The organism is Bordetella sp. 15P40C-2, from assembly GCF_009763235.1.
GTDB lineage: Bacteria > Pseudomonadota > Gammaproteobacteria > Burkholderiales > Burkholderiaceae_B > Bordetella_A.
Map to the genome: position 1 here is coordinate 200,515 of NZ_WSJA01000002.1, position 15,617 is coordinate 216,131.

Consider the following 15,617-nt stretch of genomic DNA (forward strand, 5'->3'; position numbering starts at 1 on the left):
ATCACCCCGCCGCCTGGACGACGACGGGCGGCAGCTTGCCGGCCCTATCGGGGGGCAACGCGGCCACGGCGCGGGCGAGTCTGCGCGCAATGTCGCGATAATGATGCGCGGCCTCGCTGTCCGGGTCCGCAATAACCGTGGGACGACCCGCATCGGCCTGCTCGCGTATTGTCTTTGCCAGTGGCAGGCTGCCCAGCCAGGGCACGTTGACCTCTTGTGCCATGCGCTGACCGCCTCCCTCGCCAAAGATGTGTTCCGCGTGGCCGCAATGGCTGCAAAGATGGACGGCCATATTTTCGATGACCCCCAGCACCGGGACGTCGACCTTTTGAAACATGCGTAATCCCTTACGCGCATCCAAGAGCGCCAGGTCCTGGGGAGTTGTCACGATCACAGCGCCCACGACGGGCACTTTCTGCGCCAGCGTCAGCGCCAGGTCGCCCGTGCCGGGCGGCATATCGACGATCAGATAATCCAGATCGCCCCAGTTTGTCTGGCGCAGCATCTGCTCGAACGCCCGTGTGACCATGGCGCCGCGCCAGATGGCCGGCGCATCGGCGTCAATCAGAAAGCCGATCGAATTCGCCTGCAGGCCATGGCCTTGCAAGGGCTCCATGGTTTTATTGTCATGGCTGACCGGGCGACCGGTGATGCCCAGCATGGCGGGCACGCTCGGACCATAAATGTCTGCATCAAGCAGACCGACCTTGGCGCCATCGGCCGATAGGGCAAGCGCCAGGTTGGCGGCGGTCGTGCTCTTGCCTACGCCGCCCTTGCCGGACGCGACGGCGATGATATTGCGCACATTGGACAAGGGCCGCAGTCCGCGCTGAACGGCGTGCGGTTTCACGGCCCAGCTGACTGTAACTTCGGCGCGCGCAACCCCGGCGGCGTGCAGGGCCTCCCGCGCCGCTTTTTCCACGCAAGGCGCCGCCCAGCCGGCGGGATACCCCAGCGCCACGGACACGGACACCGCCTCGCCATCGATGACGATATCGGCGTCTTTCACGAGTCGATCCAGCGCCTGCCCGCCCCCGGCGTCGCCAGCCGGCGGCGAATCTGTTACCGTGCGTAATGCGCTGCGTACTTGCGCTATCGTTATACTCATTACTCTTATTCCAAAGGCAGGAGGCTCACACCTGCCGCTACCCGAAGGATAGCGGATACACGGGAACCTTTTCTCCTGTTTTGCATCCGACACTCATGATCGACACAATTTCCCGAATTCTCCGAGCTGTGGCTTTCGCCGTGCTGGCCCTTTTCGGCATGGCGATGGCCCTGGCCTTCATGATTTCCACTGCTATCGCGGTCGGTATTCTGTACCTGGTCGCCAAGGTGCGCGGCAAGCCGTTCGGCGTGCGCGCCTACTGGAGCCAGCGCCAGACCGCGCGCCCCAATCCGTTCCGGCCGGCGGGCGCCACCGCCTCGGGCGGCGGCTTTACGCCCCCGCGTCAGGACGTGATCGACGTCGAAGCGCGCGAAATCCGTTAATCAGACGGGCCCGACCGTTCCGGCCCCGGCGGCCTGATCGCGTAGCATCCTAGCCGCCATCCCCTGCTCCGGCCCTGCCCGGCGCGGGGGTGTTGTTTTTGGGGCAGGCTTAAAGCCCCCGCAAGGAACTTTCGCGGGCCGGTAAAATACACGTTACTTTTTCCTCTCATTCATCCCACGATATGTCTCGCACCCTGTTCGTCACGACCGCGCTGCCCTACGCCAACGGATCTTTCCATATCGGTCACATCATGGAATACATTCAGGCCGATATCTGGGTGCGCGCCATGCGCATGGCGGGCCATACCGTGCACTTCGTAGGGGCCGATGACGCGCACGGCGCGCCCATCATGCTCAAGGCCGAGAAAGAAGGCATCACGCCGCGTGACCTGGTGGCGCGCTATGCGGCCGAACGTCCGCGCTATCTGAACGGCTTTCATATCCGTTTCGATCACTGGCACTCGACCGATTCCGACGAAAACGTCGCCCTGTCGCAAGACATCTATCGTGCGCTCAAGGCCCAGGGGCTGATCGAAACGCGTTCAATCGAACAGTTCTACGATCCGGTCAAGGGCATGTTCCTGGCCGACCGTTACATCAAGGGCGAATGCCCGAAATGCCATGCCAAGGATCAATACGGCGATTCGTGCGAGGTCTGCGGCGCGGTCTACGCCCCGACCGAGCTGATCAGCCCGTACTCGGCCCTGACGGGCGCCACGCCCGTGCTGAAGTCGTCGGATCACTTTTTCTTCAAGCTGTCGGATCCGCGCTGCGTGGAATTCCTGCAGCAATGGACGACCGGCGCCAACGCGCGCGGGATCAAGCATTTGCAAGCCGAGGTGCAGGCCAAGACGCGCGAATGGCTGGGCGGCGATGACGGCGAGGCCAAGCTCGGCGACTGGGATATCTCGCGCGATGCGCCGTACTTCGGCATCGAGATCCCGGATGCGCCGGGCAAGTATTTTTACGTGTGGCTGGACGCGCCGGTGGGGTATCTGGCGTCGTTAAAGGCCTATTGCCAGAAAGAAGGCTTGGACTTCGACGCACTGCTCGACCCGGAAAGCGACACCGAACAGGTGCACTTCATCGGCAAGGACATCATTTATTTCCACGCGCTGTTCTGGCCGGCCATGCTGAAATTCGCCGGCCGCAAGACGCCGGATGCGCTGAATGTGCACGGCTTCATCACGGTCAGTGGCGAGAAAATGTCCAAGAGCCGCGGCACGGGGATTTCGCCGCTGCGCTATCTGGACATCGGCATGAACGCGGAATGGCTGCGCTATTACATCGCCGCCAAACTGAACGCCCGTGTCGAGGATATCGATTTCAACCCGGAAGACTTTGTCGCCCGCGTCAATAGCGATCTGGTCGGCAAGTACGTCAATATCGCCAGCCGCGCGGCGACCTTTATCACCAAGCATTTTGACGGGGCGCTGGCTTATACGGGCGACACCGAAGCCTTGTCGGCAAGCTTTGCCGCGCAGGCCGAGTCGATCCGCGCCGCCTTCGAGGCGCGCGAATATAACCGCGCGATCCGCGAGATCATGGCGTATGCGGACGGCATCAATCAGGCGTTCGATAGCGCGCAGCCGTGGGTGCTGGCCAAAGGCATCAGCACGGCGGACGACGCACAAAAGGCCGCGCTGCAAGACATCTGCTCGCGCACGCTGGCGGGTTTCAAGGCGTTGTCCGTGATGTTGACGCCGGTGTTGCCGGCGCTGACCGAGCGCGTGGCGTGCGAGCTGTTTGGGGCCGCTCAACCGTACACCTGGGCCGATGCCGCCGTACTGCCCGAGCGTGTGGCGCCCTTCAAGCATCTGATGCAACGCGTGGACCCGACCATGCTGGACCAGCTGTTCGAGCCGCCGGCCGCGCCCGAACCGGCCGCGCCGACGCCCGGTGGCGAAGCCATCGCCGACACGATCACGATCGACGATTTCGCCAAGATCGACCTGCGTATTGCCAAGATCGTCGACTGCCAGCATGTCGAGGGTTCGACCAAGCTGCTGCAACTGACCCTGGACGTGGGCGAAGGCCGTCACCGCAATGTGTTCTCGGGCATCAAGTCGGCCTATAAGCCCGAGGATCTGATCGGCAAGCTGACCGTCATGGTGGCCAACCTCGCGCCGCGCAAGATGAAGTTCGGGGTGTCCGAAGGGATGGTGCTGGCGGGCAGCCACGCGGATGACAAGGTGGATGCCGGCATCTACGTGCTGGAGCCCTGGCCCGGCGCGCAACCGGGTATGCGCGTGCGCTAACGCTCGATGCTAGTCGGCGTTCCTGGCGGGCAAGGCGCCGCGTGAACGCCGATATCCCAGCTTCACTGCGTCGTTACTGACTGGCCTCGCCCGGTTCCGCCGTGGGCGCCAGACTCGGATCGAGCGCCACGCGCTCGTCAAACACAAAACAGTTGCCCTTGAAGCCGCGGCCGCCGGTTTCCTCGAAGTATTTGAGGATCCCGCCATCAAGCTGGTAGACGTGATCGATACCCGCCTCGGCCATGAAAATCGCTGCCTTCTCGCAGCGTATTCCGCCCGTACAGAAGCTCACCACCGTCTTGCCTTCGAGGCTGCCGCGATTGGCCAGCACCGCCTCGGGGAATTGGGTGAAGCGGTCGATGCGCCAATCTATCGCGCCTTCGAACGTGCCCTCATCCACCTCGAACGCGTTGCGCGTATCCAGCATGACGATAGGCCGCCCTTCGTCGTCCTGGCCTTGCTCGAGCCAGCGCGCCAGCGTGGTCGGCGCCACGGCAGGGGCACGGCCGGCGCGCGGCTGAATCGCCGGGTGATTCATACGGATAATTTCGCGCTTGATCTTGACCAGCATCTTGCGAAACGGCACATGATCCGAAAAGCTGTATTTGACTTCCAGCTCGGCAAAGCGCGGGTCGGACTGCAACCATTGCAGCCAGGACTCGATTCCCGTGGCCGTGCCTGCCAAAAAGAGATTGATGCCTTCTTCGGCAAGCAGGATCGTTCCCTTTAGCTCGGCTGCCTGAGCGCGCGCGAGCATCTCGGCGCGCAAGACGGGGAGCTCGTCCAGGGGAACGAATTTGTAAGCAGCGATGTTTACGACATTGGACATGACTAGCGGTACCGCGTTGAATGTAGCGGCGTAATAGTAAACGAGCCGGGCCGATCGCCCGGCTGTGGTGCCTACTGCGGCGTCGGAGGATCCTGCGTGCGCGTGAACTCCAGCACGTCGCCGTCGCGCAGATTAAAGGTCAGATGGCGCGGAGCGCTGCCGCTATCCAACGTAAACGACGAGACCTCGCCCAAGGCCTTCAGATATGCGTTTTCGAGCGCGGCTCGAGCAGGATCCGGGCAGGCCATTCGCGTATTGCCCCGGACAGAAATCGACAGCTTCCCATCTTGCAAGCGATAATTACCGAAATAGCGGTTGCACCCGGAGTAGCCGTTGACCCGATATTCCTTGCCTTGAGCCAGGAACACCAGCTCAACCGGCTGGGCGTTCTGTCCCAGGGCGATGGGCCGACTCGCCCCACCTTTTTCAACCCAACGGGTCAGCTGCCATGCAGTTTGCGCAAACGAATCGGCGCTGGTGGCGGCATGGGTCGCGGCCGCGCCCTCGGCATGAGCCTGGGTGTGCACGGTGGTTTCCGCACATCCTGCCGCGCCTAGTACCAGGCCCGCTAACACGAATTGGCTTACCCGCAACTTCCTGAACATCTTCACCTCCAGATGTTTGTACACTGACTGACTGTAGCGCGGACACTCTCCGCCACCGCACTGAATGAAACACTGCGTCACACAAGATGCGTCTTTCCGCTCACTTGCCGCGCCCTGTCGATTATCCTCGACGCGCGCAGATAGAACCAGGGCCAACATCTTACGCAAACCTTGCCGGACTCTTTGTAAGTCCTTACAAACTCCAGGCTCTGGCCGAGTTAGACTAGGCGCGGACCATGCAATGGTCTCGATGCCTTATTCGGAATAAAACCATGAATACATCGCCGGACGTTCTTTTCCTCACTGGCGACGACCCCGCCGTTTCTCAAATCACCGAGCTTACCCGCCTGGGGTTCAAGGTTCACCACTATGGCGAGCTGGCACAACTGTACGAGCATCTGTCTCAGCATGCCGTGCCTCTGGTGGTGCTAACCGGCGGTTTATCACTGATCGACATCGCCGCGGCGCAATTGCGCGTCATGCTGCCTGCCGTCGGCATTGTGGCGATCGCGGATTTTCCGGATAGCGATTCGCGGGTAAGAACCCTGTTGAGCGGCGCCGACGCCTGCCTGGACGCGACCACCTCGGGGCTGGAGCTGGCGGCGGTTCTACAATCGTTGATGCGCCGTATCGCTGAAGCGGCACAACACGCTGCGGCGGTGGAGCCCGCGCCGCAGACCTATGTCCCCACACCCACGCCCACGCACGCTGCGCACAGCTACTCGGTTCCGCTCGAGACCGCTTCCTCCACGGGGAAATGGCGCCTGACCAGCAAAGGATGGGCGCTGATGGCCCCCACGGGGCAAATGCTGTCCTTGACCACCGCCGAGCGCAGCCTGCTGCTGCGATTCGCACACGAGCCCGATAAGCGCATCAGCCGCGATGCGCTCAGCGCCGACCTGGCGTCTGGCGAAGGTCCCGAGAGCGAGCGGCGCGGCCGTTTTATCGACGTCATGATCAGTCGCATGCGCCGCAAAGCCGCGGCACAACGCGTACGCCTCCCCATTAAAGCGGTACATGGCTGGGGCTATATGTTCACCAGCGACCTTTTGGTGGATGCCGACATCCCGGATTTGGAAGATGTGACCGCTAGCCGCTGATAGGCCTTTACCCGCCGAATGCCCCCGCTGCGCGCGTAACCGGGGGCATTTGCGTGGAAACGCATTACTCGAAAGTGTGAGAAATCGCAGCGCCCCCGCCGGGAGCCACGGTGATTCTGCCGCGATATTCTCCCGCGGCGGGATTGCGGATCGTGACGTTATAGCTGCCCGGCGTGAGCATGATCCGCCCTAAGGGAGGGCTGACGCCACGCGAGCGGCCGTTGATCAGGACTTCGCCCCACGGGCGCACCCGGACCGGCACGGCGACAGGGGTCGCGGTGGGGGGCTTCTCCGTGGAGGGAGACGGCTCGGGCGGGGTTCCAACGGCGGTGTCGTTAGCTGCAGCAGTAGGTTCTGGCTCGTTCGACGTCTCGGACGCGGAAGGCTGCGGCTGTGGCGCTGTCGCAGCGCTGCCTGCGGAATCAGTATCGGCGCCGACGGGCGCTGGACGTTGGTGGACCCCGGTCGTTGCCGTAGCAACAGAGTCTGACGACGCCCCGACGTCTGGATTCGCGGTGGTCTCGGCGGTGGACGAAGCAACCGCTGCAGTCGACGCGGGAGCGTCAGGGGTGCTATGCAGGGTCGCATCGCCCTCGTCAGAAGCCGCATCGGAAGCTGTGTCCGCCAGAGGCGCTGCAGCGTCAGACCTTGTTGGCGGTTGTGAGGCAGAGTCAGAGACTGGGGCTGGTTCTGACTGTTCTGGGCTGGATGTAGCGGACGATACGGCTCCGGTTTGCGCGCGGTTTGCTTCGCCATCACGCTGCTCAAGTTGAGATAACGCGGGCGGCTCGGGAACGCTCGGCGGCATCGACGCGGCTTCCTCGTGTTCGGGAGTCGCGCTTGCGTAATTGGCCGAGCGCGGCGGCGCCACGGACTGCAGCCAGATATAAACGCCCAACGCGATCGCGCCCAGCACACCGAGGAGCAACAGCAAAGGCACGCGCGTGCCTCGCGGGCGCACCGGTGCGGCAGCCACCGGGGGCAACGCAGCGGCCGCCTCCTCACGGGCGACCTGCGCCTGCACCGCATGCTCAGTCTGCGGCGCTACGGCCACTGTAGCAGCGTCGCGGTCGACGACAGACGACGTTTGATCGGTCTCTGTCGCAAGCTGCCCCGGCCACGCCAGTCCGACGGCCGCACAGAACGCCTGTAGCGTTGCGGGTCGCCCCGCCGGTGCTAACGACAAACCGCTATCGATGGTTTGCAGGAATTCGCGGTCGTAACCGGCGGGGCTTATCTCCACCAACGGCGTGGCGAGATCCTTGACACGACGCGCCAGCGCGCCGGGCGGCGCGGCACCCATCACCATTGCATGGGCTAATGCGCTAAGCCCGTAGACATCGGTCCATGGACCACAATGCCAATCCGGGTCGTCGGTGTACTGCTCGAATGCGGCATACCCCTCGATTCGCGTTGCCTCCTCGGCGTCCGGGGCAGGAGACAACGGCGCGTGCATCAGATGCGCGTGACCCGATGCGTCCAACCCCACCGTACTCGTGGCGATGCCGCCATGCACCCGACCCTCTGCGTGCAAGGGTGCTAATGCCTCGATCAATTCGGCGAGCACGCGCTGGATGCGCTTTTGCGGCACGCCGCCTCTGGCCACGGCGGCGATCAAATTCAGCGGCCTCAAGGTCGATGCGTCAGGATGTAGCGTGAAGGATGTCGTACTCATGCAGAGACTCCGTGCACCGGTGGCATCGCTAGCGCCACGCGGGCAGCGACGCGAACAGTCGTGTGAACAGCGCGGCGTTCAACGCCCCGCCATGGATATAAGTCTGATGCGACGCGCCATCAGCCTGGTTCGTCCACCAATAGCTTGTATGCGAACTGGGGTTAAAGCACAGCGAGAGCTCCGGCCAGGCTGCCAACTCGCGCGATGACAGCGGTGCCGCCACGGCGTCGCGGCCAGCATTCAGAATATCCATAATGTCACTACCGCTGCTGGAGGCCACGGATGGCCGCGCCGCGCACGGTAAAGGCACCGCCAGCAGTTCACGATCGAATTGTTCGGTCGCACAGCCATGCCGCACGGCCGAGAGAATGCCCGCGCCGATCTTGCGGTAGAACTCGGTCGCCCCGTCCAACATCCCTGCATCGTAGTGCGCCGCGGCGACCGTCCATGTCACGCATAGCGGATACGCGCGCCCCACACGATCGCGGCTTGGCGCGAGGCAGCCCAACTGCACAGCCCCGCCACTAGGCCCGGACGGAATAGCAAAATTCCAGATTGGCGCCGTGGCAAAACTGCGGCTTGCGCTGTCATTCGGCGCTTGCTTGACGGCGGCCAGACCGAATTGCAGCCAGCGATCCCACCAGGCGATCAGCTCACGGGGCAAACGGCGATGCACGAAGTCGCCCGATGCCGGGATCTTGCCGTACCAACCGAGCTGCGCCGTGACGTCATTCATCGCCAGTCTCACCTAACGGCCGGGGCAGGAAAAGCCCTGCATTTCGGGAAGATGAAAAGGACTCTTGACGCTGCTGGCTGTGATCTCCAACACGACTTTCCTGCCGTTGATATCAAAGGTCGCGATGGTGATCTCAGGCGATGCGCCGCGCCGCAGCTGAGCCTTGTCCAGCAGGCGATTCAGCGCCCAAGGCCCCGATGCGGACAACCCTGCCCCGCCGGCTTGCGGTTCGAGTTCGATGCGCACTTGATTGGATCCGCGTGGCCCCGGCCATTGCACATTGGTCGCCACTTGTGGTCCGTGTGCATAGCGTACCGCCTGGCCGTCGACGTCGAGGACGAACTGCGTGATTTGTGCATCCATCTCTATCGGCCGGATCGCGACTCGATAGGAGGGCAAAGGATTTCCCGCCATGAAATACACATCGCGAATCACGCCGGCCCGTTGAAAGGAATCCAGATACGCCGCGCTGTCGCCCCGGCCACCGTCAATGCCGGGCTTGAACCGCCAACGCGATCCCGAGACGTCAATATGCGGAGCCAACTCCTTCTGAAAGAACTCGTCCATCATGCCGTTGGGGCCGAACAAGCGCGCCATGTCGTTGGGCGCCACATCGCGCGGCGAACTGCGCGCAAAGGGATAGCGGCCGGCGATGGACTGACGACAAAACAGCCCTACGGTAGCCGTCATCGTCTCGCCCATACGCTGACGCGCCGCGCCGGAGATCTCGTCCGAGGCGTTGACCGACATCGTATTGAGCACATCGCGCAACGGCTCTGGCAAACGCCCGGCCTCGGCGCGCAGCTTGGTCACGACTTCGGAATTCGGCGCGGGGTTGGCACTACGCAGTGCGGCGTCGGCAGCGGTCAGATACGTATAGAGCTCGTTGATCAGCCCCGTGGTAGCCGCGATCACGGGCTGCCCGCCTTGCGCCTCGCTCTGCGCGAGCCGACGATAGGGCTCGAAGTGCTGATCCACAATGCGTTCGAGTTTCTCGGTACTGGCATCGGCACGCGTTGCGGAGTTGGGGCCCGTCGGCCCGAACATCTGCTCCAGCGCATCGCGTGTGCTACTGACGCGCTCGCGAGCCTGATCCATGAGGGACCGCCCATCGTTCGTGTCGCGCAACAAATTGGTCTCTCGCGCCACGCCCTGTACGAGCTTGACCAGGGGAGAATCCGGCGCGGACAATGTGCGTGCGATTTGAATGTTTTCCAAAAGCGATGTCGCGGGCGCGAGTTTGAGGTCATTCAAATACGCGTCCCATTGCTGCACATAGTCGTTCATGTACAGCCGCTTGATATCCACGATCAACTGCTGCTGCGCCGGCTGGTCCAGCGCGCCGGGCGGCGCGATGTCCAGCACCCACGCGTCGTCCTGACGCAGCAGCTCGGCGACACGATTCACCCGTTGGTTAAATACCTTCCAGTAACCGTCGTAGCTATACAGCGCCGGAATGCCTTGCGTGAGCGGTTTGCCACTTTTGCGCACGAACACCGAGCTGGCTTGCGGCCCGCCCAGCGTGATGGCGGTCTGCTCAGGCCCTTGATCAGTATTGGATAAGAGTCTGCGCAGGCGGCTGTACGCGCGCTGGGCCAGCGTATAGTGCGCGAGCCGTTCACGCATCTGCGTCACCAGTTCCTCATCGCGTGGAAATGGCGAGGACAACACGCGCCCCTGCACGAGGTTGCGCAGATGCAGAGACATCAGGTCATATTGGCGGCGCGTATAGCCCTCGGGCAAGGTGTTCTGCATATCGGACAGCAGCCACGCATGCATGAATTCCGCGTCGTAATGATCGGCCTCGTATAGCATCAGATAAGCCCGCAGCGCCTCATAGGAATATTCCAGATCATCCGGGGCAGCGGTACGCAGGGCGCTCTCTACGCGGCGCGCGACCTGAGGCAACAAGACTTGCTCGAGCGTATCGCGATAGACGCCCTGTGCGGCGGCGTTGAGCTTCTGCCCCTGATACAGACCGAACTGATAGGTCAGCGGCGGCGCATCGAGCTCGAAATCCGCATGGCGTGGCAGATACCACAGGCTATCGAGGAACGGCATCAGGCCCAGCACATCCCCGGCTCGCGTGATCTTGATATCTCGCGCCAGCTTTTCGACCGTGGGCACACGGCCCTCGACGTCTGCCACATAGTTGGCGTTATTCCGATAGCTGACGAACCAGCCGACCAGCAGCGCGGTCAGGATCGCCAGAATCAAACCATAACCCGCCCAATGCAGACGGCGGTAGCGCCGCTCCCAACGCAGATTGCGTCCGGCAAGCCCCGCCTCGCGAAAGATCACATCCTGCAGCACGCCCTTGAGGAAGTAACTGCGTCCGCCCTCTTCCCGAGCGGCGATGGCCTGCGAGGCGCCACCGTCAATGCGCAGATAACGCTTCAGATGACCTGTGACCTGATCGAAGGTTTCGCCGCCTTGCGTGCCGCTGGTGAAGTACACACCGCGCGGCACCAGCCGCGCTTCGAACTTCGAGGTGGCAAACACATCGCTCAGGAAGTTACCGAGCAACGATTGCAGCCCGGCGAACTGCTGCGGCAGCATATAGGCGCGCGCGCGACGCGCGGCATCTGGCTCCGCCGCCATGACTTCGGGTAGCGCATCGTCCAGACGCCGCTGCAGCAGGCGGTATTCCGCGTGGAACGCCTCGTATAGGTCGAAGTCCGCTTCCTGCGTGCGCGTATAAGGCAGCGTGAAGCCCCAGACCTGCGCGAGATCTTCGCGACTGAAAGAGGCAAAGTATTCTTCAAAGCCCGATAACAAGTCGGTCTTGGTCACCAGCACATAGACCGGGAACTGGATGCCCAACTGCTCGCGCAACTCTTGCAGGCGCCGGCGCAACACGGCCGCGTGCTGCGCGCGCTCGGCGTCCGAGGCGGCGAGCAAGTCCTCCACGCTAATGGTGAGCATCGCGCCGTTAATGGGTTGCCGGCCTCGGAATTTTGAGAGCAGACCGAGAAAGCCTTTCCATTCCTGCTCGTCACCGATCGCGTCGCTCTCATGCGTGGTGTAACGTCCGGCCGTATCTAACAACACGGCATCGTCGGTGAACCACCAATCGCAGTTGCGAGTGCCCCCTACCCCACGCAGCGCCACCTTGCCGAAACGATCGGCCAGCGGAAAGTTCAGCCCCGAATTCACCAGGGCCGTTGTCTTGCCCGCGCCGGGAGCGCCGATGATGACGTACCACGGCAATTGATAGAGATGCTGCTTGGAAAACCGCGATAGCGACAGCCGGCGTTTATCCCCCTCGAAACGCGTTTTTCGCAGCAGTTCAACGGCTTCGTTAAAGCGCTCTTCCAGCTGGCGTATTTCGCCATTTTGCGGCTCTGGCTCGACCTTTTTCTTGGTTGAGGGCTTGCGCAATTGCCCCAGCAGTTGCGCATTGAGACGTCCCTCACGCCATTTACGCCACAGGATGCGTAACAGCCATAACGCGAACAGCACCGCGATGACTACGATGCGGGTCGTCTCGCTTTCCAACGGACGTGTGTTGCCGATGGCGAGCAAGGGCCCGCCAATCCAGATCAGCAGGGCGATCGCCACCAGGCCCAGGAAATTCCACAACCCGCGGCTAAAGATGAAACTGAACAGGCGATGAATCATTGTTGCGCACCCTCGACGGTTGCGCCTCTCGGGACGGGCGGCACCATTAATGTGATCTCAACACGGCGATTGCGCGCGCGGCCAGCCGCCGTATCATTGGGCGCCACCGGATCGGCGTCGCCCCGTCCTTCTGCCCGCACGCGTTGCGGCTGATCGAGTCGCTGCTCCAACAGTGTTTTGACCGCATCGGCCCGTGCCTGCGACAGATGCCAGTTCGACGGATAGCGAGCGCTACGAATCGGGATATTGTCGGAATAGCCACGCACGAGGATTTCGCCTTGCGTTTGCCGCAGGGCGTCGGCCACGCGCGACAACACAGGCAGGTACTGATCTCGCACCGAGGCAGAGCCCGACTCGAACAGCCCGTCGCCCCGTAGCACGATTACGCTGCGGTCGACCTCATCGCGCACGGAGACCAATTCATCACGGATTTCGGGCGACAAGAACACCGCCAGACGCGGGGCTGCGGCAGGTTGGCGCGTTGGCGCGATCTGCACCTTGGGCGGACTCACATTGCTGATGGCTGCGAACACCGCGTCAGACTGACGGCTCAGATGCCATGCCAAGGCCCAGTAGATCGCCAGCGCCAGCACCGCGGCCAGCGCACCGAATACCCATAACGGCACGGGCAAGCGCCGCAGCTGTGTTTGGGCGGGCACATCCTGCCAATGCGGCGACAATGCGCGCGGATACTCGCCCCGCGCACTGCGCAGAATACGCAGCAAGCGCTGACGCAGCGTTTCCAGTTGCGAGCGACCATTGTCCAGAACGCGATAGCGCCCCTCGAATCCGAGGACCAGACAGTAGTACAGCAGTTCCAGCAGGTCTAAATGCTGACTCGGGTTCTGCGACAGCTTGGCCAACAGTTGGAAAAATTTCTCCCCGCCCCAGGTCTCATTGTGAAACGTCACCAGCAGACTATGCGCCGACCATACGCCATTGCCGCCCCATGGCGTCAACGCCGCGGCCTCGTCCAGCGCCGTGCACAGGCAATAACGGGCACCCAAAATGGTTTCGTTCGGGATGCCGGCCTGCTGCGCGCGCAATTCGAACTGACGAATCTCGTCGAGCAAATGCTCGCGCAACATGGCTGGCGATGGATGCGAGGTGGTGGCACGAATCTGCGGGATCAAATCCAACAAAGGGTTCGCTGCGGCCACCAAGGGATTCGAGCCGCTGATCACATACTCGTGCGGCCGCAAACGGTCCGACGCCGTCGCGCCGCCCTCTGGGAAACCGGTGCCCATGGGCCCGGGAAATGCGGTGTCAGATGCGTGCATGTCGTGATTGGCGGGCCACCGTTAATCGCGTATTGCCCAGAACTCCATCGTCAGACCGGGGAACTCGCCAGCCAGATGCAGCGCGAGCGCGCCGGTACGCTCGAGCTGCTTCCAGAAATCGCCGCCCTTATCCAGCTCGAAATAAATATGCCCGGCGCTATACGGAATCTGCCTGGGTGCCACGGGCAAGGCGCGCACCGTCACACCCGGCAGCTGCAGATGCACCAGATCGCGTATCCGCTCGACCGGCCCGATCTTGACCTGCGCGGGAAAGCGCGCGCGCACCGTGTCCGAAGGCATATCCGCATGCACGGCCAGCACGAAACCCGCTGTACGCAGGAGATCCAGATCCGGGATCTGCGCCACCCGCACGCCCTGGCCACGATCCTGCAGCGGGATCTGCAAGGCGTGCTGCTCCAGCACAGCCGAAAGGGATCGGCGCAACTCATCCATCAAAGCGCCAAAAGTGGCCTGCAAATCATCATGCTCATATACCGGCAACACTTCGGGGCGCCTGCTCGCCGATGTATAGGTGGCGAGATCGCAAGCCAGCATCAACCAGTCATGAAAGAGCCGTTCCGGATGCAACCAGCCAGCCTGACGCATATGCCATAACGCGCCGATGTAGCGATTGACAGTCTCTAGCAGCATGAAGTCGGCGACCTCCGACACACCGCCTCGCCCCGGTTGTGACAATCGCGCGGCCAGCACCTCGCTGCGGGCTTGCAGCAAGCCATACAGCTCTTGCGCAAAGCCCAGCAAAAGAGGCTGTTCGCCAAACGATAGCGAAGGAGGGATATAGCGTTCATCCAGCACCACGCGATTGTCGGCACGACGTTCGATCACGCGGACCACGCCGATGCCGACCCATTCATCGCCCATATCGGTTTCGAGCATCAGACGCAGTCGCAAACGTCCTACCTGCAACAACGCAGGCTCCATGCCAATCGCACCCGAATCTTCGACCTCGGTCTCCCGCACCAGATAGCGCGCTAAGGAATCGGGCTCGTCCTCGTATTGCACCTCCGTCGCACCGGGCCGCACACGAGGCAGCGCGAGCATCACGCGCACATCCTGCGCGGTCGCGGGCACCTCCAGCGCGCCGGGCGCATCGTCAGGGTGGGCAAAGCCGAACGTGGTCCCATCAGGCAGTACCCCTTGTGCCTCGGTCACGACGAGTTTGCCGATAGCCAGCGCTTCACGATCGAAAGCGAGATGACTAAACCCCCAGTAAAACCCATGCAGTGCGGCTGTGCGCTGCGCCAGCGTGTTCTCGATATAGCGCTCGAACTGCTGGAAATGCTGGGGTCGCAGGAACATCCCCTCCGACCAGATGACTTTATTCTTCTCTGCCATAGCTATGCTTGAGTGTAGGATTCGATGCGTCGTCCCGAGGCAGCGAGGAGGTTGCTATCAAAATGGCCACCATGATCGGTCTCGATCAGTCACGATGACCTCGTGATTCTTGACGGCGATCTTGATGGTTTCCTCGTTCGGCGAGAACTGCCATATCTTGAAGATATTGGTGTTCTGCGCTTCGGGCAGTTCGACCACCAGCCGCCACTGGCTGTGCTCCAGATCGCGATAGGCGGCGACGATGCCGACCATGCGCGCTTCGCTGCTGCCAGGGTATTGCAGCGTCTTTGTCTCACCGGGACGCAACACAACCTGATCCGTGTTCAGCAATTCCTTCCCTAGCGCTGCCTGCGCATCGGATTGCAGGGCAAAAAAATCTCGCGAGCCAAAAGCCGTCGACGAACTTAACTCGTAGATCGTGACCTGCACGGGCGAGGGGCGTCCGTTCGCATCGGGATTCACCTGCTTATCCGCAGATAATTCGATCGCATAGGGCACGGGTACGCGCCTTGCCGTGGACGAACATCCCGCAGTGACAAGCATCAGTACAGCCAGCCATCCGAGACATAAGCCCTTGCCGACCGCAATGATGGTATGACGGAAAGAGCCCATTACGCAGCGCCTCCTCTAGCGGGTAACAAACCGCCTATGACAAGGGAAAACAAA

At 62.3% G+C, this 15,617-nt stretch carries 12 protein-coding genes; 3 read left to right on the plus strand and 9 right to left on the minus strand.

Translation table 11 applies throughout. The annotated features are described in order from the left end of the window. Position 1: 1 nt before the first annotated feature. On the minus strand, positions 2–1,108 hold the full coding sequence (apbC, locus tag GOQ25_RS01775; protein WP_160348720.1) for an iron-sulfur cluster carrier protein ApbC: 1,107 nt from the start codon (positions 1,106–1,108) through the stop codon (positions 2–4). A 95-nt stretch (positions 1,109–1,203) separates the two neighbouring features. On the opposite strand from apbC, the gene GOQ25_RS01780 reads away from it, so the two are divergent. After that, positions 1,204–1,491, plus strand: a complete 288-nt coding sequence (locus tag GOQ25_RS01780; protein ID WP_160348721.1) for a hypothetical protein — start codon at positions 1,204–1,206, stop codon at positions 1,489–1,491. A 182-nt stretch (positions 1,492–1,673) separates the two neighbouring features. Beyond that, positions 1,674–3,749 (plus strand): methionine--tRNA ligase, encoded by a 2,076-nt coding sequence (metG, locus tag GOQ25_RS01785; RefSeq protein WP_160348722.1) that lies wholly within the window; start codon positions 1,674–1,676, stop codon positions 3,747–3,749. A gap of 73 nt (positions 3,750–3,822) precedes the next feature. Here the strand turns inward: metG and GOQ25_RS01790 are convergent, their stop codons facing one another. Next, on the minus strand, positions 3,823–4,578 hold the full coding sequence (locus GOQ25_RS01790; RefSeq protein WP_160348723.1) for a sulfurtransferase: 756 nt from the start codon (positions 4,576–4,578) through the stop codon (positions 3,823–3,825). 71 nt (positions 4,579–4,649) lie between these two features. Continuing rightward, complete coding sequence (locus GOQ25_RS01795; protein ID WP_370519866.1) at positions 4,650–5,171, minus strand: META domain-containing protein; 522 nt, start codon at positions 5,169–5,171, stop codon at positions 4,650–4,652. 284 nt (positions 5,172–5,455) lie between these two features. Between GOQ25_RS01795 and GOQ25_RS01800 the strand changes: the two genes are divergently transcribed. Continuing rightward, entirely contained in the window at positions 5,456–6,283 is an 828-nt protein-coding gene (locus GOQ25_RS01800) for a winged helix-turn-helix domain-containing protein (protein ID WP_160348725.1), read from the plus strand. Between the two features lie 64 nt (positions 6,284–6,347). Here the strand turns inward: GOQ25_RS01800 and GOQ25_RS01805 are convergent, their stop codons facing one another. Genes GOQ25_RS01805 through tssJ form a run of 6 tightly spaced genes read right to left on the minus strand, consistent with a single transcriptional unit; the run spans position 6,348 to position 15,563 of the window. Continuing rightward, positions 6,348–7,958, minus strand: coding sequence for a hypothetical protein (locus tag GOQ25_RS01805; RefSeq protein ID WP_160348726.1), 1,611 nt, complete (start codon positions 7,956–7,958; stop codon positions 6,348–6,350). Between the two features lie 28 nt (positions 7,959–7,986). Continuing rightward, a complete protein-coding gene (gene tagF, locus GOQ25_RS01810) occupies positions 7,987–8,694 on the minus strand; it encodes a type VI secretion system-associated protein TagF (RefSeq protein ID WP_160348727.1) in 708 nt (235 codons plus the stop codon). A gap of 12 nt (positions 8,695–8,706) precedes the next feature. Then, positions 8,707–12,315: a type VI secretion system membrane subunit TssM gene (tssM, locus tag GOQ25_RS01815; RefSeq protein WP_160348728.1), complete on the minus strand. Its 3,609-nt coding sequence runs from the start codon at positions 12,313–12,315 to the stop codon at positions 8,707–8,709. Beyond that, positions 12,312–13,595, minus strand: a complete 1,284-nt coding sequence (locus tag GOQ25_RS01820) for a DotU family type VI secretion system protein (protein ID WP_370519863.1) — start codon at positions 13,593–13,595, stop codon at positions 12,312–12,314. The genes tssM and GOQ25_RS01820 overlap by 4 nt, the downstream gene beginning before the upstream one ends. 21 nt (positions 13,596–13,616) lie before the next feature. Further along, complete coding sequence (tssK, locus tag GOQ25_RS01825; RefSeq protein WP_160348729.1) at positions 13,617–14,951, minus strand: type VI secretion system baseplate subunit TssK; 1,335 nt, start codon at positions 14,949–14,951, stop codon at positions 13,617–13,619. A 57-nt stretch (positions 14,952–15,008) separates the two neighbouring features. Next, positions 15,009–15,563 (minus strand): type VI secretion system lipoprotein TssJ, encoded by a 555-nt coding sequence (gene tssJ / locus GOQ25_RS01830; protein ID WP_160348730.1) that lies wholly within the window; start codon positions 15,561–15,563, stop codon positions 15,009–15,011. Positions 15,564–15,617 lie beyond the last annotated feature (54 nt).

What these genes read in the sequence shown, in the direction of transcription:
- metG (WP_160348722.1), top strand. Translation starts at nt 1,674, where the DNA reads ATGTCTCGCACCCTGTTCGTCACGACCGCGCTGCCCTACGCCAACGGA.
- GOQ25_RS01805 (WP_160348726.1), bottom strand. Translation starts at nt 7,958, where the DNA reads ATGAGTACGACATCCTTCACGCTACATCCTGACGCATCGACCTTGAGG.
- GOQ25_RS01790 (WP_160348723.1), bottom strand. Translation starts at nt 4,578, where the DNA reads ATGTCCAATGTCGTAAACATCGCTGCTTACAAATTCGTTCCCCTGGAC.
- GOQ25_RS01780 (WP_160348721.1), top strand. Translation starts at nt 1,204, where the DNA reads ATGATCGACACAATTTCCCGAATTCTCCGAGCTGTGGCTTTCGCCGTG.
- tagF (WP_160348727.1), bottom strand. Translation starts at nt 8,694, where the DNA reads ATGAATGACGTCACGGCGCAGCTCGGTTGGTACGGCAAGATCCCGGCA.
- apbC (WP_160348720.1), bottom strand. Translation starts at nt 1,108, where the DNA reads ATGAGTATAACGATAGCGCAAGTACGCAGCGCATTACGCACGGTAACA.
- GOQ25_RS01800 (WP_160348725.1), top strand. Translation starts at nt 5,456, where the DNA reads ATGAATACATCGCCGGACGTTCTTTTCCTCACTGGCGACGACCCCGCC.
- tssM (WP_160348728.1), bottom strand. Translation starts at nt 12,315, where the DNA reads ATGATTCATCGCCTGTTCAGTTTCATCTTTAGCCGCGGGTTGTGGAAT.
- GOQ25_RS01820 (WP_370519863.1), bottom strand. Translation starts at nt 13,595, where the DNA reads ATGCACGCATCTGACACCGCATTTCCCGGGCCCATGGGCACCGGTTTC.
- tssJ (WP_160348730.1), bottom strand. Translation starts at nt 15,563, where the DNA reads ATGGGCTCTTTCCGTCATACCATCATTGCGGTCGGCAAGGGCTTATGT.
- tssK (WP_160348729.1), bottom strand. Translation starts at nt 14,951, where the DNA reads ATGGCAGAGAAGAATAAAGTCATCTGGTCGGAGGGGATGTTCCTGCGA.